A 19,342-nucleotide genomic window follows, 5' to 3' on the forward strand; every position below is an offset into this window, starting at 1 on the left:
TTCGTTTGTTTGCAGAAGCGTACTCTTCTAGTGCACATAAATTGATACGCGAACAGGTTCTACCGTCTCACAGATCCCTGAATAGTTCAAACATTACCTTGCGCAACCAAACTACGCCCGGGTCACGATGAAATCGCTCGTGCCAATGCTGCATGACAAGTATGCGTGGCGTTTTGAAGGGAAGCTCAAAGTACTTGAGCACGCCCCGCTCGGCAAAAAATCGAGCCATCGCCTTAGGCAAAGTCACTATGTAATCGCTAAAAGGAATTATTGGCGGCACCGCCAAATAGCTTTCGGCCTGCCAACCGATATGTCTGACGATACCGACCTCTTCGATAGCATTGTTAAGCACCCAATGTCCGGTTCCCTGCAACGAGACAGCCAGATGCTGTTCTCCGGCATAGTCCGACCACGAGATCTGACGATCAATTCGAGGGTGGTCGCACCTTACTGCACCTACAAAATCCTGCTCGATCAATAACTGCTGATAAATGCCTGGGCCAAGTTGCGGGGAAAAGGCAATCGTCAAATCAATTTCGCCTTCGGCCATGAGCGCACCTGTATCCTTGCTGATCGAACGAAACTCGAAACTGATGTTTGGTGCCTGGCGCTGCTTGAACTCAAACAACGGTTTAAAGAGCGCCAAGTAACCCGCATCGGCCATCGCAATGCGAAACACCCGACTTGAGGTACTCGCATCGAACGGATCCCTTGAACTCGTCGCGTCGCACAATAAGCGATAAGCTTTGCCCAAAGGCTCCTGCAGCGACAAAGCGTGCGGCGTTGGAGCCATCCCCGCATTTGTACGAACAAACAACGCATCACCGAACTGTCGGCGCAAACGCGACAAACACATGCTTACCGCTGGTTGGGTCATATGCAAAGCCTCTGCTGTCGCAGACACACTACCCGTTCTAAACATTTCATCGAACACCGCAAGCAAGCGAAGATCAAGGTTTTTAATTGAACTGTTGAGCATTTAGAAACGTCTCTTATCAATTTTATTGATACAAAGTATAGCGATCTCAAAATAGACGGCTCGGGTGCACAGCACTAACCTATGAGGCGTATATACCAACAACGCACCTTTCGCCCATTACAGAGGCCGCACAACCATGAATACAATCCAGCCGCTTTCGACAAATAGGGACTCAACAGATATTGATCAACCAACCCCAACCAACGCTGAGCTAATCAACGACCTGGTAACGGCCAACCATATTCTGTACGCCCAGGGTGTGCTCGACGCCTTTGGTCATGTGAGCGTTCGACACCCCGAGAATCCAAAACGCTACCTGCTGTGTCGTAACATGGCCCCAGGTCAAGTTGAGGCCGAAGATATTATTCAATATGACCTGGACAGTCGGCCCCTTAATGCAAATGGTCGGAAGGTATATCTGGAGCGCTTCATCCACGGCGAGATCTACAAGGCCCGCCCAGATGTCATGGCTGTCGTACACAGCCACTCACCCTCCGTCGTTCCGTTTAGTGTTGTGCGCACCGCTCCACTTCGACCCGTTTGTCACATGGCTGGTTTCTTGGGCATTGGCGCACCGATATTTGAAATCAGCGATGAAATCGGCGACGGCAGTAATCTTTTGGTTACCGACGCCCCCCTAGGAAAGGCGCTTGCCCGAACCCTGGATAAAAAAACACTTGTTTTGATGCGAGGCCACGGGTCTACCGTTGTGGCAGATGACCTCAAGAAAGTTGTGTATCGCGCCGTGTACGCTGAAATTAACGCAAAGACGCAACTACAAGCATTACAGCTTGGGCAGCCACGCTACTTATCAGAGAAAGAGGCGGCAGCAGCTACTGAAACGATCGAAACACAAGTCATCCGGGCCTGGAATCTCTGGAAACAAGAAGCTGACGAAGTCAACTGAGGGCAGTACAGGTTGGCGTTAATGATTAAACCTCATCCGCCTCATCTGCCAACCTTAACCGAGCCAGGTGTCGTGTTGAGGGTACTTTTCTATTCTCAGAGTGCAGCAGCTCTTGCTCGTCCATCGCCAGATTTTCAATAACTTTGGCCAACACTTTTCTCGCTATAAGCACTTCCTGGACAGAAAGACCTTGTACAGCCAAAGCATTAACTTCCTCGGCCAGCGGCAGGAGGGTTGTCTTTAACGCCTTGCCTGAATCGGTAAGGTACAGATAAACGTTCTTTCGATTCCCCGATTTTTGCTTACGCTCGACGTAGCCCAAAGACTCCATCGCGCGGATCGCCGCTAATGTCGTTGGCGCCGACATCCCCGCAGTTTCGCTCAGTTCGCGCTGAGTCAATCCGTCGTGCTCCCACAATATGCGCAGGAAAGACCAGTGCCCGAATGAAACCGAGTGATCTATAAGTCGAATTTGAAGCGACCTCTCCATGGCGCGCCGGGCATCTTTAATCAGGTGTGCCAAACGGTCTTGCGGGATTGATTCCAGCCAGTCGCGGCGGCCCAGAACAACACTCTTTTCAGTCATTACCAATCACGCTCCAAAATTTTACGCATTAGTCTAAGCCACAATCCCGGCCTTGACCTGATGGGTTAAGGCTACCTCTTTGCCGGTTCGGGCAGACTCCAGAATGGCCAAACACACCTCGATGTTTGCACGTGCCCACGCCGCGGAATGCAGCGGTGGGCGCACCTCGCGTACGCTGGCCCATAACTCATCAACCACTTCGACCCGAGGCACATCACATTTCGGCGTTGGCCGGAGTTCCCGTTGCATATCTCCACACACCCATAGCCCTTCCGGCGTCAAACTAATATCTGCATGGTCCATCGAAACAATTACAGGCCCGAAATGCTGATGATAGGCCCCCGCGGAAACCGACATCGGGCGATAGGCACTGCCGCCATAGTTACGAGCGGCCTTAAGCTGAGCCTCCCGATCCGCATTAGCCGACGCTAATCGGGCACGTGACTGACCATAGGCATCCAATGGCTTTATTTCACCCATCTCGCTAATGTTGCCCATTAATTGATCGCTGTCGTAATGCGCAAAGCCACTGTAGGTCAATGAAGCAAACGCCCCGCCCTCAAACCCAACCAGCGCCATGTAGGCACCTTCGGTAGGTCGTGTCGTGTCCCAACAGCCTGTATACGCCCTAACACTGGTAGCTTCGCCACCCAACAATAGGCGAACGATGTCAACCTGATGGGCAGCCTGACTGAACACAACCCCGCCACCCTGACGCGTATCCAGTTCCTCTGGTCGCCGCGGACGGTATAGATAATCTGTGTAATTCATCGTATGCAGCATTCGAGGCCTACCCAAAGTGCCTGACTGTATCAATCGAGCAGCATGCAAAACGGGGCCGTCAAAACTATGCGAATGTCCCACCACGATAGGAACCCGTGCCTCATGTGCCACCTCCACAATACGGGTGCAATCTTCCAGCGTTATGGCCAGGGGCTTTTCTACAAGCACCGCCTTACCGGCTGACGCTGCTAGAGCAACATGCTCGGCGTGGTACTGGTGCGGGGACGCAATATACACAGCCTCAACCAGCGGATCGCCACAAAGCGCCGCCACAGAGTCATATACGCGTCCGCCAAAATCCGCCTCGAATTGCGTGCGGGGACCCGGCTGGGGATCAACGGCCGCCACCAAGCGGATTCGCTCGTCCTGAATAAACGTAGGAAGCATCAGCGTGAACGCGCGCCCCAAGCCCACGACACCCAGCCCGATCGGCTTCTTCTCCATTCAACTCCCCTGAACATATTGCAACTAAGTTAGATATCTAATAATATAGTCCAAATATAGTTAGATATCTAACAATAAATCTTGGTCACCACAGGCGCATTCATTTGCGCGCGACAACATAAACGGAGGTAGTCATGACACCAGAAGAAAACGATCTTCTTTGCCGAGTTACCGGAGACGCTCCGATGGGGCAATTGATGCGACGTCACTGGACGCCTGTTTGTCTTGTGGAAGAAGTCGCAGAACCCGACGGCACACCCGTAAAAGCAAGAATATTCGGGGAGCCCCTTGTCGTATTCCGAGATACCTCAGGCAAGGTAGGCGTCATCGCAGAACACTGTCCTCATCGGGGCCCATCTCTAGCCTTGGGCCGAAACGAAGAGGGGGGGCTACGCTGCTTGTATCACGGCTGGAAATTCGATATTCACGGAAACATTCTCGAAATGGTCTCCGAGCCCGGTGGCAATCGCATGGCGGCTGGCATCAAACATCCCGCCTACCCCGTTAAAGAATGGGGCGGTATGATTTGGGCCTATATGGGTCCGCAAGATGCCATCCCAGAATTTCAGCCGCCGGCATGGGCGCCGACGGCAGATACACAAGTCACCATTGCAAAGGCCGTTCTGCCCTGCAACTGGGCCCAAATTCTCGAAGGTGCAATCGACTCGGCGCATAGCTCGAGTCTGCACTCTTCCGACATGGTCTCTACAGAGTCAGTTAGCGGCGCAGAAGCCACTGATAGCCTATGGCTTCGTCCATCCAACGACAAAGCGCCACGACTTCAAATCGACAGAACGCCATACGGCTTTCGCTACGCCGCCATTCGTATCCCGATACATAATGCCGACGTTAACGATTACGTGCGCTCAACAGTATTCGTTGCCCCCGCTACCGCACTAATACCACCCAACAATCTTTATAACGTCGCCAACATCAACGTGCCGGCCGACGACACCACTACGGTGTTCTACTTCATCGCGTGGGGCCATCCTGCCCAAACCCCAAACACCGAGCAATGGCGAAAGTTCTTGGGGCAAACGGTAGGTGTAGACCTCGACCAGAATTATCGGCCGCTACGCACCGTTGAAAACAGTTTCTGGCAAGATCGTGACGCCATGAAAGCAGGTAACTTCACGGGCATTACCGGTTTCCCGAACCAAGACGTTGCCATGTGGTGCACGATGGGCGCTATTGCCGACCGGACCGCCGACCACCTTGGGGCAAGCGATATCGCCGTAGCAGAGTTTCGCAAGCAAATGCTTAAGGCAGTGCAGGTATTCAGGGAAACCGGTGAGGTCATTGGTGCTGGCACCTACGCCATACCCAAGCACATCTGCGCTTTTCAGACCATGGTGCCAAAAGGGACCGACTGGAGAACACATGAAGTTGGTCCTGTCTGGGAAACCGACAAGGCAACGGCGTAACGCCCACGACCCAAATTTACGTAGAACTATTACAGGAGCCTAAATTGGCACGACTACAACTTTCTATCGCTATGGGTGACTACGACCGCACCAGAGCACTGCTGGACGGCAACGTGCTGGTTGATGGCGTCGATCCGGTCTACATGACACTTTCACCGGAAGAGATATTTTTTCGGGCCTTCCGGAACACTGAATTTGATATTGCGGAAATGTCGTTCTCTAGCTATCTGGTGAAAGCCTCTCAAGGGCAAAATGCTTATGTCGCCATTCCGGTATTTCTTTCGCGTGCCTTTCGTCACACCTCAATTTACGTTCGCACCGACCGAATTAAACGACCTGAAGACCTGCGCGGCCGGCGCATTGGCCTGCCCGAATACCAACTTACAGCTAACGTATGGGCACGTGCAATTCTTGAAGATGATTACGGCGTGACGCCTTCAAGCGTAACCTGGGTAAGAGGGGGTATTGCAGAGCCAGGGCGACCCGAAAAAATCAAACTCCAACTGCCAAACGACATTAAGCTTGAAAACGCACCCGAGGGCGAAACCATTTCGGAAATGATAAGCCGAGGCGATATTGACGGGTTCATTGGACCTCGACCACCCGCAGGCAGCGCCGCAACGAACCCAAACGTTGGCTGGCTATTCCCTGACCCCACAGCGACGGCAAAAGACTACTTCAAACGAACAGGCATTTACCCAATTATGCATGTCGTGGGTATCCGCAAAACCCTGCTGGAGCAGCACCCCTGGCTAGCGAATGCGGTCTATAAGGCATTTGAACAAGCAAAACGCTTCGCTCTTGAAAAACTGGCCGACACGTCTGCGACAAAAGTCACGCTTCCCTTCGTAGAAGAACAGCTGAAAGCCGCAAAAGCACTCATGGGCGAAGACTATTGGTCATATGGGGTTGATCGAAACAGGAAAACACTCGAGGCCTTCGTCCATCATCATCACAAACAAGGACTTTCGGCACGCTTGATGAGTGTCGATGAAATTTTCCATCCCGCCACATACGAAACCGTCAAAATTTAAGTCGGTATGAGGTCGGGTGGCTTCCATTCCCCGACCTCCCCACCAAACTTAGCGTACCGCGTAATTGCCACGCGGCCTCAATACAAAGCCAGCAAGGCGTTGCTCAAGAACATGAGCAATCCATCCTGCCGATCGACCTATTCCCCAAAGCGCCCCAGCAGTGCGCTCGGGCAAGCCTCCGGCCAGACACAACATCGCCAGCCCCACTTCGATGTTCGGATGGATACCAAGGCGGCTCTGCACATCGTCGATGAATCGAAAAGCCAACTCCGACTGTCGGGACTGCTTTCCTAGTTTCTTTACAAGCTCAATCAACAAAACAGCACGAGGGTCGCCGTCGGGATACAAAGACAGCGCAAAACCCGGCAGCCTTTCGCGGTGGCGATCCGCTTCGTCTACACGAGCTCGAATCTGAGCCTGTGAGGCAAATCCCCGGAGCAATTGATCAGCTTGATCACACCCTCCGCCAAGCGTACTTCCAACTTGAGTAGCCAAAGCAGCGACAACACAAGCATGCAAGCCGGCGCCAACCGAAGCTGCAATGCGTGCCGCGAAGGTAGCAGGAGATAGCTCGTGATCAGCCCCGACAATCAAGGCCGCGTTAATCGCATCAACCAAGAGCGGATCTGCGGGCATGCCCAACGCATCAACAATGTGCGCAGCAATCGGCTGCTCGCCAACTGGCTCGTGAAATTTTTTCTTTATCCCTAAAATGCCGCAGCAACCCACAAAAGCAAAGATCAGTTGACGCGAGTAGCGTGTTAAAGAGCCGCTTCGAAGCTCCTCGGCCAGCGTCCCGCCTCCCATAGAGGTGGCTGCAATAGCAAGCACCCGCATCATGCGCAAACTAGGCATACGCTCGATATGCATGCCGTCAAGTGCCCCCTGAACATCGATATCCATCGGCTCGACGGGCCAAGTATGCCGACCGCTTGGAAGCACCCCGGACCAAAGCAACTCGGCAACACCTTCAAATGCGCCTGGATACGTCGCCAGCTCGGTTGCCAAGTACCCACGGTATTTTGGCCCCCGGCTCGTAATCTCGGTAATGCTTGTATTAATAACCGGCTGCCCCCAACGCATCGCGCTGGCCGCCACCGCCCCATGACCCAGGCGAGACTCGCTGCGCGCTTTCAGCCCAAGGACATCCTGACGCAAGTAGAGGCTCTCGCGCCCCGTCGACTGTCCTACCGGATGTAACTTCCCACGGCTGACATAGGTATAGAGCGTTGCGGGCTTGACGCCAAGCACCTCGCAAGCCTGCTTCGCGCTCAAGAGCTCCGAGTCCTGCAGGCTATCGGGAGATATGTTTTTTTTCGCTTCTGGCATACATCCTAGGTATTTATATTGATCGATTGTTGAATCGAGATTGAATCAATATCTACTGATCGATAGACTACATTCAAACATATAAAAAAGTCCAGCATCAGCTAGTCAAACGGAGACAAGAATGGAAACGAGCCGTTCGGTACAACGCGTTGTAGTAATCACCGGCGCAGCCCAAGGCATTGGGCGAGCTTACGCTCATAAATTTGGGGCACTAGGCTACAAGGTTGCAGCGCTAGACATCAACACAGAAGGCGTCGCCAATGTCGCCGCCGAAGTCCAGGCCAATGGTGGGCAATGCATTGCCGTCGCCGTTGATATCGGCAATGAGTCCTCGGTTCAAAACGCGCATCAAAAAATCTTAGAGGCCTATGGGCAGGCCGACATCCTGATCAACAATGCGGCCATTTTCTCGACACTCAAGATGCGGCCCTTCGAAGAAATCCCAATGGATGAGTGGACTAAGGTGATGCATGTCAACGTCACTGGCACGCTGTTAATGGTTAAAGCGTTCCTGCCGACAATGCGCAAAAACAATTGGGGCCGCATCATCAACATTTCGTCCGCTGCAGTAACAATGGGACGGCCGCATTATCTTCACTACACGACATCCAAAGCTGCAGTTATAGGCATGACCCGCTCTATGGCTAAAGAGCTTGGGCGCGACGGCATTACTGTCAACGCCATACTACCGGGCGCAACCGATACGGAAATCTCGAGGGAAACGGTAACGGCAGCGCAGAAGGAAGCGCAAATAGCGATGCGTTCTATACCTAGGGAAGAGAACCCTGAAGACCTGACTGGCGTCGCCGTATTTTTGGCCTCGGAAGATAGCCGTTTTATTACTGGCCAGTCATTGATCGTAGATGGCGGACTGACGTTCCTGTAATCAGGCAAATCAGCCACTGTTTCATCGTTCGCCTTTCGCACAACAAATAAAACGCGGCCCCCCCCAAAAAAACCAGAGGAGACAATCATGACACTTACCAAGCGATTTCTGCTGGCAGCAGCATCCATCACATTCGCAATGAGCACTGCAGCTCAAGCCGAGCAAATTACCATTCGGGCCGTGAGCGCATGGCCTGAAGGCAACTTCTTCTCGCAAAACTTCGAGAAATTTGTCAAAAAAGTGAACGAAGACGGAAAAGGCAATATACAGATTCAATATCTGGGCGGCGGAGCAAAAGTAATGCCCCCGTTTGAAGTCGGCAATGCTATCAAAGCGGGCGTTATCGATATGGCAAACGTCACCGGTAATTTCTATACGAACCTGCTTCCCGAGTCGGACGCCCTGTCAGTCAGTACGATACCGGTCCAGGAGTGGCACAAAAACGGTGCGTACGACTACATCAACAAAATCTGGGGTGAGAAACTCAATGCACGATATCTTGGTCGCGCCATTGATCAAATGCCCTACCATCTTTTCCTGAAAAAGCCGATCTCTTCTCCGGACCTGAACGGATTGCGACTTCGTGGCATCCCGATCTATCGATCATTCTTTGAGTCATTGGGCGGCTCGGTATTAACTATCGCCCCTGGCGAGCTTTACACAGCCCTCGAACGTGGCGTCGTCGACGGGTACGGGTGGCCTGTATCTGGCATTTTCGACCTTAGCCTTCAGGAGCAAACCAAGTACCGTATTGAGCCCGGCTTTTACAACACAGAGGTTGGTGTGCTGATTAACGTAAACACCTGGAACAAGCTAAACGACAAACAAAAAGAAATTCTGAATAACGCCGCACGCTGGATGGAAGACCTTAACCTCAACAACGCAAAAATGTGGGAAGAGGAGAAAAAACGTCAGGCGGCTGCAGGTATCGAAACCATTAGTTTTGACGACAAAGAAAGTGCAGCTTACGTAGAGAAGGCCAACAACACCATATGGGCCAGCATTATTTCGCGGAGCCCGGAGCATGGCCAGAAACTCCGCGACCTAGTAACGAAATAACACTAGTCGGCAACCATGAGCTTGAGGACTTAAAGCATGCTAGATCAAATCGATCACTATTGGGAAAAATTTCTCAATGGACTTGCATTAGTTGCTTGCCTACTCATCATGATCATGGTTGCCGTGATCTGCGCCGATGTCGGGACTCGGGCGATGAAATGGGGCAACATCCCCTGGTCGCCTGAGGTCGCCGAATACACACTTTACTTATCCACTTTTTTGGCCGCCCCTTGGCTGCTGCGTGAGGGCAAACACGTCCGCATGGACATGCTTTTACGTGCGATTCCATCTAAAGCCGCCTGGGTAACCGAACTAATCGCCGACATCATCGGCGCTGCAACAGCCCTTATTTTGACCGTCTCCAGCATACGAGCGGTCACTTCCAGCGCAGACAGTGGTTCGCTTGTATTAAAAATTCTGGTCTTCCCAGAATGGTGGGTACTGGCGCCTGCGGCGGCCATGTTTCTTGTTCTTGCAATCGAGTTCCTCTTCAGAATTCGTCGATTATGGGCAGGCGCCAAGACTCTGCGGGCAGAAGCCACCTCAGTAGCGTAACGCCAGAAAAATCAAAAAGAGACAAACATATGGACTGGACGACAAACCTGGCCCTCTTGATGGGCACGATCGTGCTTTTAATGCTGATCGGACTACCCGTCGCCATGGCTTTTCTGGCCTCGAATGTTATTGGTGCCTTCCTGTTCATGGGTGGCATTGCGGGTATTGACCAATTGGCCCGAAACTCAATTGCTTCGGTGATTACCTTCTCACTCACACCAATACCCCTTTTTGTCTTGATGGGGGAAGTACTGTTTCAGACCGGCTTGGCACTCAAAGTCATCGACAGCTTTGATAGATTGATCTACCGAGTTCCAGCACGCCTTCCAATCATTTCGGTGGTTGCAGGGACAGCATTTTCGGCAGTCTCAGGGTCGACAATCGCAACTACGGCCATGCTCGGACGATCCATGACGCCTGTCATGCTGAAGAAAAAATACCACCCCAGTCTGGCCATGGGACCGATTATTGCGATTGGCGGTGTCGACATGCTGATTCCACCCTCTGCGCTAATCGTTCTTTTAGGTAGTCTTGCGAACATTTCAATTACTAAACTATTGTTCGCCGGGATTTTGCCGGGCGTGATACTCGCCAGTTTATTCGTACTTTACATCCTGTTGCGCGCCAAAATTTCGCCATCGATGGTGCCCTCCGATGACATTGGCACTCGATATACCGGGTGGCAAAAGTACAAGCCGTTCGTAACCTACGTACTGCCGTTAATGTCTATTTTCGCGGTAGTAATTGGCACCATGACCGGTGGTATCGCGACACCAACCGAGGCCGCCGCATTAGGAGCAGCAGCAACCATCGTTTTGGCACTGACCTACCGCGCGCTAACGCTCTCCAACCTGCTTGCCTCCCTGAAAGGCACAGTTCATGTCTCGGGAATCATTCTTTTTATTATCGTCGGAGCCACCTCATTCTCCCAACTTTTAGGAATGTCAGGTGCCACAAACGGATTCCTGGGCATGATCAGCGAAATGAGCCTTAACACAACAACACTATTGATCATGATGATTCTGGTGTTAATTGTTTTAGGCTGCTTCGTTGATCAAATCAGCATGATGCTGCTTACGTTGCCATTTTTTATGCCCTTAGTACTTGCCGCAGACATCGATCAAATCTGGTTTGGCGTTTTATTTCTGATATCCATGCAAATGGGACTCATGACGCCCCCCTTCGGATTACTACTCTTCACCATGAAAAGCGTAGTACCGCCGTCAATATCTATAAACCAAGTATTCGCATCGGCAATGCCCTTCGTAATCATTGGCGTGCTGATGCTTGTCGCCGTATTCATGGTTCCCGGCATCGCCACTTGGCTCCCAGGGCTGATCGGCTAATGCGCAGCATGCAACTTTTGTACTTCGCCCCCTTAAAACCAACCGCTTGAAGTAACCATCATGACACAGCACAAAACAAACCAGACCAACGAAGACCTATCCGCCCGAGTCCCTGCCATCATGCCGTCACAGCTCGGACATTATTGGGGGGGCGAATGGCATTTCTCGGCCGACAATGGCTTTATAGACTCTATCAATCCATCAACCGGCAAACTACTTGCATCACTACCCATTGCAAGCGATCAACAGGTAGATTTGGCGGTCAAAGCGGCAAGCAAAGCTTTCGAAAAGTGGCGTACCACACCACCACTTGAACGTGCGCGCCTTATGCGAAAAGCAGCCACACGGATCAGAGAGCATGCAGAAGACTTGGCTCTCTTGGATGCCGCCGACTGTGGCAATCCCGTTAAAGCCATGATCTTCGATGCAGAAATTGCCGCGACCCAACTCGAATACTTTGCGGGCCTTGTACTTGAAGTTAAGGGGGAAACCATACCTACAAGCAATGGGTCTTTGAACTACACGCAGCGGGAGCCACTGGGTGTAGTTGCCCGCATTTTCCCCTTCAACCACCCTTTTATGTTTGCCGGTGGCAAAATTGCAGCACCACTCGCCGCAGGTAACACTGTCGTTGTCAAACCTCCAGAGCAAGCGCCTTTATCCACCATTAAGCTGATGGAACTGTTAGCCGACATTTTCCCTGCGGGGGTCCTAAACTGCGTTGTTGGCGACCGCAACACGGGCGCAGCACTTGTTGCCCATCCGGAGGTTGCGGCGGTAGGCCTGATTGGTAGCGTACAGGCCGGCCAGGCCGTACTGCGCGCAACCGCCACTGACATGAAGCGCACGCTACTTGAGCTGGGGGGTAAAAATGCAATGATCATTTATCCTGATGCAAACTTTGATCGAGCCGTAAGCGGCGCAGTACGCGGAATGAACTTCACATGGTGCGGCCAGTCTTGCGGATCAACCAGCCGGCTGTTTATTCATGAAAGCTTACATGACCAATTTGTCGAGGCTCTCATTCAAAAGATTCACCAAGAACACAAGCCAGGCATCGCAACTAACCTCAACTCAACTATGGGCGCCCTGGCAAGCCCTGCTCAGTACCGACGCAGTCTTGAATACATTGAGATTGCGAAAGCCGAGGGGGCAACCCTGGTGTGCGGCGGCAAAAAACCCGACGATCCGGCGCTCAAGGACGGATACTTCATAGAGCCTACCGTATTTACCAACGTAACGCCAAACATGCGCATTGCCCAAGAAGAGGTATTTGGCCCCGTACTTTCTGTACTTAAATGGAATGATGAAGACGCCCTTATCAACGATGTAAACAGTACCGAGTTCGGCTTAACTGCATCAATCTGGACGCGTAGTTTGGTGACTGCTCACCGGGCGGCAGCCAAAGTACAAGCTGGCTATGTCTGGGTCAACGACTGCTCATCACACTTTATTGGAGCACCTTTTGGGGGCTACAAACGCTCTGGCATTGGCAAAGAAGAATGTCTCGAAGAGCTGTATGAGTTCACGCAACTCAAAAATGTAAATGTGTCGATGATCGACTAAAACCACACGTTGAATCCTCTCTACAGCGTGATGAAAGGCTTCACACTATCAAACCAGTGGTGCGGATGGGGTAGGAGGGCACCCCTCGCCACATCGACATAGAAAAGCCCAGCAATGCACTGCATGCTGGGCTTTTGTACGACATTAGCTAAGGTAAACCTTAAAACGGAATATCGTCATCCATGTCGGCCAGGTTGGCTGCCGGCGCGGCTTGCGGTGCGGCCGGGCGTGGCGCTGCCGTGCGCTGCTGGCGAGGCGCGGGCGATTCAGACCCGAAGTCGGCCCCACCGCCCATATCGCCGCCGTCGCGGCCGCCGAGCATTTGCATTTGCTCGGCAACAATTTCGGTGCTGTAACGATCGGCGCCGGTTTCTTTGTCTTGATATTTACGTGTCTTGATGCGGCCTTCGACGTAAATAGAACGGCCCTTTTTCAGGTACTCGCCGGCGATCTCGGCCAGGCGGTTGTAAAACACCACACGGTGCCACTCGGTTTCTTCGCGCTTCTCGCCGCTGTTGCGGTCTTTCCATTGCGACGTTGTGGCCAACGATACATTGCAAATGGCCACGCCTTCGGGGCTATACCGCACCTCTGGGTCGCGCCCCAGGTTACCCACCAAAATTACTTTGTTTACTGAAGCCATCTAAACCCCCAATCAATAAATTTCACAGCGCCATTATCGTTGAATAGGCACCAACGAAACAGCGAAATACGTAGTAGTGCGAACGCATATTTTTGTCTTGGCCCGGTACATTAAAGTTGCCCGGCCAGACAAGCCAAACCCGCTGATCCAAAGCCTCGCCCAAAACCCTGGTTACGCCCCGTTGCGAAAGCCACGCGCGGTTAGAAACCAGACAAAAGTCAGCACGGCGCACACCAAAAACACATACGACGTGTTACCTGCCGCAGCCAAAACCCCGCCCAGCGAAGCCCCGGCAAAAACACCCAGCGACTGCGCAGTATTGTAAAAACCAAGCGCCAAACCTTTGAACTCGGGGGGCGCTACGCGAGACACCAAAGATGGCTGCAAGGCTTCGAGCACGTTGAACGCAATAAAGAAACCAATAAGCAATGCCACCATGGACACGAACTGCTGGCTGGCCCAAGGCAAAAATGCCAGCACGACCACCAGGCCGGCCACGGCAATTTCCAGGGCGACTTTGTGCGCGCGCCGTGTCTCGGTATAAAACACCGCCGGCACCATCAGTACAAAAGACAGCAAAATCACCGGCAAGTACACTTCCCAGAGCCGGGACGAGTCATATCCCCCCAGCCGCGCCAAAATACCCGGCACCACCACAAACATGGCCATCAGCACAAAATGCAGGCAAAACACGCCGAAATTCAAGCGCAGCAAATCGGTATGCCGCAGTACGTCGGACGCTTTGGCTTGCACGATAGGCTGCATGGACTGCGGCGCGGCCGGCACCAAAAAGGCCGCAATCAACAAGCACACAAACCCCAGCAAACTTATCGCCCAGAACAGGCCCGACAGCCCGAACTCGCCCACAAGTACGGGCGACAACACCAGCGACACGGCAAAAGACACGCCGATCGACCCACCCACCATGGCCATGGCACGGGTGCGCACTTCCGGGCGGGTGGCGTCGGCAACCCAGGCCGTAATGGCCGCCGAAATAGCCCCAAGCCCCTGCAACACCCGCCCGGCAATAATCCAGTTAATGTCGGACGCCAGCGCGCACATCACCCCGCCGGCCACAAACAACGCCATGCCGGCCACAATAACGGGTCGTCGGCCGAAACGGTCTGACGCCATACCTAACGGTATTTGCAAAAACGCCTGGGTTAGCCCATAGGCACCCAGCGCAAGCCCTACCTTGGCGGCATCGTTGCCCCCGGGAATAGACAATGCAGCCACGGCAAACACCGGGGTCAACAAGAACAGCCCCAGCATGCGCGAGGCAAATAAAAGGGCCAGCATGATGCTGGCTTTACGCTCGGTGGCGGTCAGTTTCAGCTTGACCCGCGGCGGTTTAACCGTTGCGGCACCAGAGTTAGCCATAAATACTCATTTAATAAAGACGGGCACAGCGCGTTATAGTAGCAAGTTAGCCTTCGAAACACCTGAATGGACCAGATGGACGCAATTCGCATCCGGGGCGCCCGCACCCACAACCTCAAAAATATCTCAGTCGACCTGCCCAGACACCAGCTTGTTGTGGTCACCGGGCTGTCGGGTTCGGGGAAATCGTCGTTGGCATTCGATACCTTGTATGCTGAAGGGCAACGGCGCTACGTCGAAAGTTTGTCGGCCTACGCCCGGCAATTTTTGCAATTAATGGACAAACCCGATGTCGATCTGATCGAGGGGCTGTCGCCTGCAATTTCTATCGAACAAAAGTCGGCCGGGCATAACCCGCGCTCGACGGTGGGGACCATTACAGAAATTCACGACTATTTGCGTCTATTGTACGCGCGAGTCGGCACGCCTTATTGCCCCGACCACGGGCTGCCGCTGCAAGCGCAAAGCGTCAGCCAGATGGTCGACAAGGTTTTAACCTGGCCCGAGGGCACACGACTGGCCATTTTGGCGCCGCTGGCACGCGCACGCAAAGGCAGCTTCGAAGATGAATGCGCCGGGCTGCAGGCCCAAGGCTTTGTGCGGGTGCGCGTCGATGGCGACATGGTCGAAATCGACCAGCTTGGCCCTCTGAAGAAAACCGAGAAACATAGTGTCGATGTCGTCATCGACCGCATCAAGATCAAACCGGAAAGCCAGCAGCGCCTGGCCGAGAGTTTCGAAACGGCCCTGAACCTGTCAGACGGCCGGGTCATTGCACTCAACATGGACTCTGGCGAAGAGTCGGCCTTTTCAAGCCGGTATGCCTGCCCGGTCTGCCAGCACAGCCTGACCGAACTCGAGCCGCGTCTGTTCAGTTTCAACAACCCGGTTGGTGCCTGTCCGCGTTGCGACGGCCTGGGCCATGTCGATTTTTTCGACCCCAAACGTGTGGTGGCTTTCCCCGAACTCAGTCTGGCCGGCGGCGCGATTGCCGGCTGGGACCGTCGCAATGCCTTCACCCATGCCCTGCTGGCCAGCTTGGCCGCGCATTACCAGTTCGACATCGACACACCTTTCGAAACACTGGACGAGCGTCTACAGCACATTGTGCTGTACGGGTCGGGTGATGAGGAAATCGGCTTTTTCTATATCAATGAAAAAGGCCGCAGCAGCGTCAAAAAACACCCTTTCGAAGGCGTCATTCCCAATCTTGAACGGCGCTGGCGCGAGACCGACTCCAGCGCCGTACGCGAAGAACTGGGTAAATACCGTCACACACAAACCTGCCCCAGCTGCCACGGCTCGCGTCTGCGACCCGAGGCACGTAACGTACTGATCGGACACGAAATCGGCGAAGCACAGCGCGTAGGCCGCGCCATTTACGAAGTAGAAGCGCTGCCGCTGTCCGACTGCCTGGCGTGGTTCCAGGCGTTGCAACTCTCGGGCGCCAAAAAAGAGGTTGCCGACCGTATCGTGCGCGAAATTGAAGCCCGCCTTCAATTTCTGAATAACGTGGGGCTGAGCTACTTGTCGCTTGACCGCAGCGCCGACACTATTTCGGGCGGCGAGGCGCAGCGCATCAGGCTGGCCAGCCAGATTGGTTCCGGCCTGACCGGCGTCATGTACGTACTCGACGAACCTTCCATTGGCCTTCACCAACGCGACAACGATCGCCTTATTGCCACGTTGCAGCACTTGCGCGACTTGGGCAACAGCGTCATTGTGGTCGAACACGACGAGGACATGATTCGCGCCGCTGACTTTGTACTGGACATGGGGCCAGGCGCGGGCGAGCATGGCGGTCAGGTCGTCGCCAAAGGCACCCCGCAAGCCCTGGCAGCCGATCCAGCCTCACTGACCGGTCAATACCTGACTGGCGCAAAAAAAATCGCTATCCCGCAACGCCGGCCCGTTGACCCCGAAGGCACATGGCTGAAAGTGCTGGGTTGTACGGGCAACAATCTTAAATCCGTCGACCTGGCCATCCCGGCCGGCCGCCTGGTGTGTATTACCGGCGTATCGGGGTCGGGCAAATCCACCCTCATCAATGACACGCTCGCCACCGCAGTAGCGCGCGATCTGCACCGCGCGCAAACCGAGCCCGCGCCATTCAGCCACCTCGAAGGGCTGACGCATTTCGACAAGATCATCAATGTCGACCAAAGCCCCATCGGGCGCACCCCTCGCAGCAACCCGGCCACCTACACCGGCATGTTCACGGCGATTCGCGAGCTATTTGCCGGCGTGCCCGAATCGCGCACACGCGGCTATGACCCCGGCCGGTTTTCATTTAACGTCAAAGGCGGGCGGTGCGAAGCGTGCCAGGGCGACGGCGTCGTCAAGGTCGAAATGCACTTTTTGCCCGACATGTATGTGCCATGCGACGTCTGCAAAGGCGAACGTTACAACCGCGAAACGCTCGACATCCGCTACCGGGGGCGCAATATCAGCGAAGTACTGAGCCTGACAGTGGAGCAGGCGCTTGAATACTTCGATGCCGTGCCCACCATCGCGCGCAAGCTCAATACCCTTATTGATGTCGGGCTGTCGTATTTGCGCCTGGGCCAAAGTGCAACCACGCTTTCGGGCGGCGAAGCGCAACGCGTCAAGCTTTCGCTTGAGCTATCTAAGCGCAGCACCGGCAAAACCTTGTATATTCTCGACGAACCCACTACCGGCCTGCATTTTCACGACATTGCCCTGCTGCTCAAGGTACTTCAGCAGTTGGTTGATGCGGGGAACACCGTAGTTGTTATTGAACATAACCTCGACGTCATCAAAACCGCCGACTGGCTGGTTGACATGGGGCCCGAAGGTGGCAATGGCGGGGGCCGCATTGTGGCGCAAGGCACCCCCGAAGACATCGCGGCACACCCGGAAAGCCACACCGGCCGTTACCTGGCACCGCTTTTAAAACGATAAGGCACCATGGCAAAAGATACGCCGGTCTGGCATAAGGTCAAGCAATCGAAAACGCATGGCAACGGCGTATTTGCCGCCCGCAATATCCCCGAAGGCACGTGTATTTTTGAATACACAGGGCAAAAAATATCGCCCGAAGAGGCCGACGAACGCCACCCGACCAACCCGGAAGACCCGTTTCATACCTTCTTTTTTGCGCTAAGCAGCGGCAAGGTCATTGACGGCGGCGTGCGCGGCAACGACGCCAAATGGATCAACCACTCGTGCGCCCCCAACTGCGAGGCGCAAGAAAACGAAAAAGGCACACGGGTATACATTGTGGCCCTGCGCGACATCAAGCGTGGCGAAGAACTTTTTTACGACTATGGCCTGGTGCTTGACGGCCGCCTGACCAAAAAACGCAAGCTGGAATACCAATGCCTGTGTGGTAACGACAACTGCCGCGGCACCATGCTGGCCTTAAAGACCAAAACAAAAAAAGCTGCTTGAACGCGGCCTATATGGCGCTGCGCAACTTGCGCGAGTGCAGACGTTCGCTACAGCGCCACGACAACGCCTGATTACGGCGCTGGCGCTGAAATGGTCAGGTAATACCTGACCAACTCACTTCGAAAACTGATTTGCAGGCGTTCGAAAGCGCGGTTGCGGTATGTTTTGATGGTAGGCAGCTTCAAACCCAGATCTGTCGCAATGCCTTCGTAGCTCATCCCCAGAACAGTCCTGGCGACAACATCGAGCTCTCGCTCGGTGAGGTCGGGGCGATGGGTTTCGAAGCTGCGCCGAACTGAACCAAGCGATAACGGGTTACCCAAGGCCACTGCACGCGGGTACAGCAACAAATGCCGATGCACAGACGCCAGCAACGATGGTGCGATGGTCTCGAAGGCGGCCAGCTCGCGATCGGTGAAAAAACCCTGGCCGTTGTAACGGTACAGATTTAGCGCAAACACCGTGTCGCGCGACTGCGGCTCAACAACCGACAAACGCTCGCTCATGTCGAATTGACGGTAGACCTTGTCGCGGTGGGCCCGGGTTGGAATTTCTTCAGCCGTCAGGTGGGTAATAAGCGGGCCAGCGGCTTTAACGTCAGTAACGGCAAAGGTACGATCGGCCAGATGGGGGCCTGAAAGGTAGGCCTGCCAACTGCCTGTTGTGGTGTCTTTGCGATGATAGGTACCCGACAAAAACATGCGAGGCTCGTCGCCGCCAATGCGGTACACAGACCAGCAACCGACCGGTATAACGCGGTTGACCTGGTGTAGAACCCGTTGGGAAAAATCGCCCTCGCCAATAGCGGCAACAATATTGGCCACGGCCTCGCTGGTCGGGTCGGGGCCCGAAGCCACGCCGCCAAGACTCCATGCTCGCATCCTGATCTCCTCTGCCCCTTCGGGGGCTTGTCATCTTCTGGGATGACAGCGTTTTTGCTTTTACTTGTTAGTGTAGTGCGTCGTACATAAAAGAATAGCAAAACAACAAAACGTTGTTTACCAGGAGAC

Annotated in this window: 17 protein-coding genes; 10 read left to right on the top strand and 7 right to left on the bottom strand. The window is 54.0% G+C overall.

Annotated features, from left to right (window positions below; translation table 11 throughout):
- Nucleotides 1–67 precede the first annotated feature (67 nt).
- A complete protein-coding gene (locus GTU67_RS03675) occupies nt 68–979 on the bottom strand; it encodes a LysR family transcriptional regulator (protein WP_185778814.1) in 912 nt (303 codons plus the stop codon).
- Between the two features lie 136 nt (nt 980–1,115).
- Between GTU67_RS03675 and GTU67_RS03680 the strand changes: the two genes are divergently transcribed.
- A complete protein-coding gene (locus GTU67_RS03680) occupies nt 1,116–1,886 on the top strand; it encodes a class II aldolase/adducin family protein (protein ID WP_185778815.1) in 771 nt (256 codons plus the stop codon).
- 25 nt (nt 1,887–1,911) lie between these two features.
- Here GTU67_RS03680 and GTU67_RS03685 read toward each other — a convergent pair whose 3' ends face one another.
- Both GTU67_RS03685 and GTU67_RS03690 read right to left on the bottom strand, forming a co-directional pair.
- Nucleotides 1,912–2,472 (bottom strand): MarR family winged helix-turn-helix transcriptional regulator, encoded by a 561-nt coding sequence (locus tag GTU67_RS03685; RefSeq protein ID WP_249417552.1) that lies wholly within the window; start codon nt 2,470–2,472, stop codon nt 1,912–1,914.
- A 33-nt stretch (nt 2,473–2,505) separates the two neighbouring features.
- The gene (locus tag GTU67_RS03690) at nt 2,506–3,699 is read right to left on the bottom strand and encodes a Gfo/Idh/MocA family protein (protein ID WP_185778816.1); all 1,194 of its coding nucleotides are present in this window, start codon (nt 3,697–3,699) and stop codon (nt 2,506–2,508) included.
- A gap of 134 nt (nt 3,700–3,833) precedes the next feature.
- Between GTU67_RS03690 and GTU67_RS03695 the strand changes: the two genes are divergently transcribed.
- Nucleotides 3,834–5,123: a Rieske 2Fe-2S domain-containing protein gene (locus GTU67_RS03695; RefSeq protein ID WP_185778817.1), complete on the top strand. Its 1,290-nt coding sequence runs from the start codon at nt 3,834–3,836 to the stop codon at nt 5,121–5,123.
- Between the two features lie 44 nt (nt 5,124–5,167).
- Nucleotides 5,168–6,157: a substrate-binding domain-containing protein gene (locus tag GTU67_RS03700; RefSeq protein ID WP_185778818.1), complete on the top strand. Its 990-nt coding sequence runs from the start codon at nt 5,168–5,170 to the stop codon at nt 6,155–6,157.
- A gap of 48 nt (nt 6,158–6,205) precedes the next feature.
- On the opposite strand, the gene GTU67_RS03705 is transcribed toward GTU67_RS03700, so the two are convergent.
- Nucleotides 6,206–7,486, bottom strand: a complete 1,281-nt coding sequence (locus GTU67_RS03705; protein ID WP_185778820.1) for a citrate synthase family protein — start codon at nt 7,484–7,486, stop codon at nt 6,206–6,208.
- A 121-nt stretch (nt 7,487–7,607) separates the two neighbouring features.
- On the opposite strand from GTU67_RS03705, the gene GTU67_RS03710 reads away from it, so the two are divergent.
- The 5 genes from GTU67_RS03710 to GTU67_RS03730 all read left to right on the top strand — a co-directional run bounded on the left by GTU67_RS03710 (nt 7,608) and on the right by GTU67_RS03730 (nt 12,898).
- Nucleotides 7,608–8,372: an SDR family NAD(P)-dependent oxidoreductase gene (locus GTU67_RS03710; protein WP_185778821.1), complete on the top strand. Its 765-nt coding sequence runs from the start codon at nt 7,608–7,610 to the stop codon at nt 8,370–8,372.
- Between the two features lie 87 nt (nt 8,373–8,459).
- Nucleotides 8,460–9,431 (top strand): TRAP transporter substrate-binding protein DctP, encoded by a 972-nt coding sequence (gene dctP / locus GTU67_RS03715; RefSeq protein ID WP_185778822.1) that lies wholly within the window; start codon nt 8,460–8,462, stop codon nt 9,429–9,431.
- Nucleotides 9,432–9,467: 36 nt separating this feature from the next.
- A complete protein-coding gene (locus tag GTU67_RS03720) occupies nt 9,468–9,986 on the top strand; it encodes a TRAP transporter small permease (protein WP_185778823.1) in 519 nt (172 codons plus the stop codon).
- A gap of 29 nt (nt 9,987–10,015) precedes the next feature.
- Nucleotides 10,016–11,332, top strand: coding sequence for a TRAP transporter large permease (locus GTU67_RS03725; protein WP_185778824.1), 1,317 nt, complete (start codon nt 10,016–10,018; stop codon nt 11,330–11,332).
- 60 nt (nt 11,333–11,392) lie between these two features.
- Nucleotides 11,393–12,898: an aldehyde dehydrogenase family protein gene (locus GTU67_RS03730; protein WP_185778825.1), complete on the top strand. Its 1,506-nt coding sequence runs from the start codon at nt 11,393–11,395 to the stop codon at nt 12,896–12,898.
- Nucleotides 12,899–13,058: 160 nt separating this feature from the next.
- Here the strand turns inward: GTU67_RS03730 and ssb are convergent, their stop codons facing one another.
- A complete protein-coding gene (gene ssb / locus GTU67_RS03735) occupies nt 13,059–13,541 on the bottom strand; it encodes a single-stranded DNA-binding protein (RefSeq protein WP_185778826.1) in 483 nt (160 codons plus the stop codon).
- Nucleotides 13,542–13,712: 171 nt separating this feature from the next.
- The gene (locus tag GTU67_RS03740) at nt 13,713–14,921 is read right to left on the bottom strand and encodes an MFS transporter (RefSeq protein ID WP_185778827.1); all 1,209 of its coding nucleotides are present in this window, start codon (nt 14,919–14,921) and stop codon (nt 13,713–13,715) included.
- Nucleotides 14,922–14,996: 75 nt separating this feature from the next.
- On the opposite strand from GTU67_RS03740, the gene uvrA reads away from it, so the two are divergent.
- Both uvrA and GTU67_RS03750 read left to right on the top strand, forming a co-directional pair.
- Nucleotides 14,997–17,843, top strand: a complete 2,847-nt coding sequence (uvrA, locus tag GTU67_RS03745) for an excinuclease ABC subunit UvrA (RefSeq protein WP_185779024.1) — start codon at nt 14,997–14,999, stop codon at nt 17,841–17,843.
- 6 nt (nt 17,844–17,849) lie between these two features.
- Nucleotides 17,850–18,332, top strand: a complete 483-nt coding sequence (locus GTU67_RS03750) for an SET domain-containing protein (protein WP_185778828.1) — start codon at nt 17,850–17,852, stop codon at nt 18,330–18,332.
- A 71-nt stretch (nt 18,333–18,403) separates the two neighbouring features.
- Here GTU67_RS03750 and GTU67_RS03755 read toward each other — a convergent pair whose 3' ends face one another.
- A complete protein-coding gene (locus GTU67_RS03755; RefSeq protein ID WP_185778829.1) occupies nt 18,404–19,213 on the bottom strand; it encodes a helix-turn-helix transcriptional regulator in 810 nt (269 codons plus the stop codon).
- Between the last annotated feature and the right edge of the window lie 129 nt (nt 19,214–19,342).

This window comes from Pusillimonas minor (assembly GCF_014237865.1).
Lineage (GTDB): Bacteria > Pseudomonadota > Gammaproteobacteria > Burkholderiales > Burkholderiaceae_B > Neopusillimonas > Neopusillimonas minor.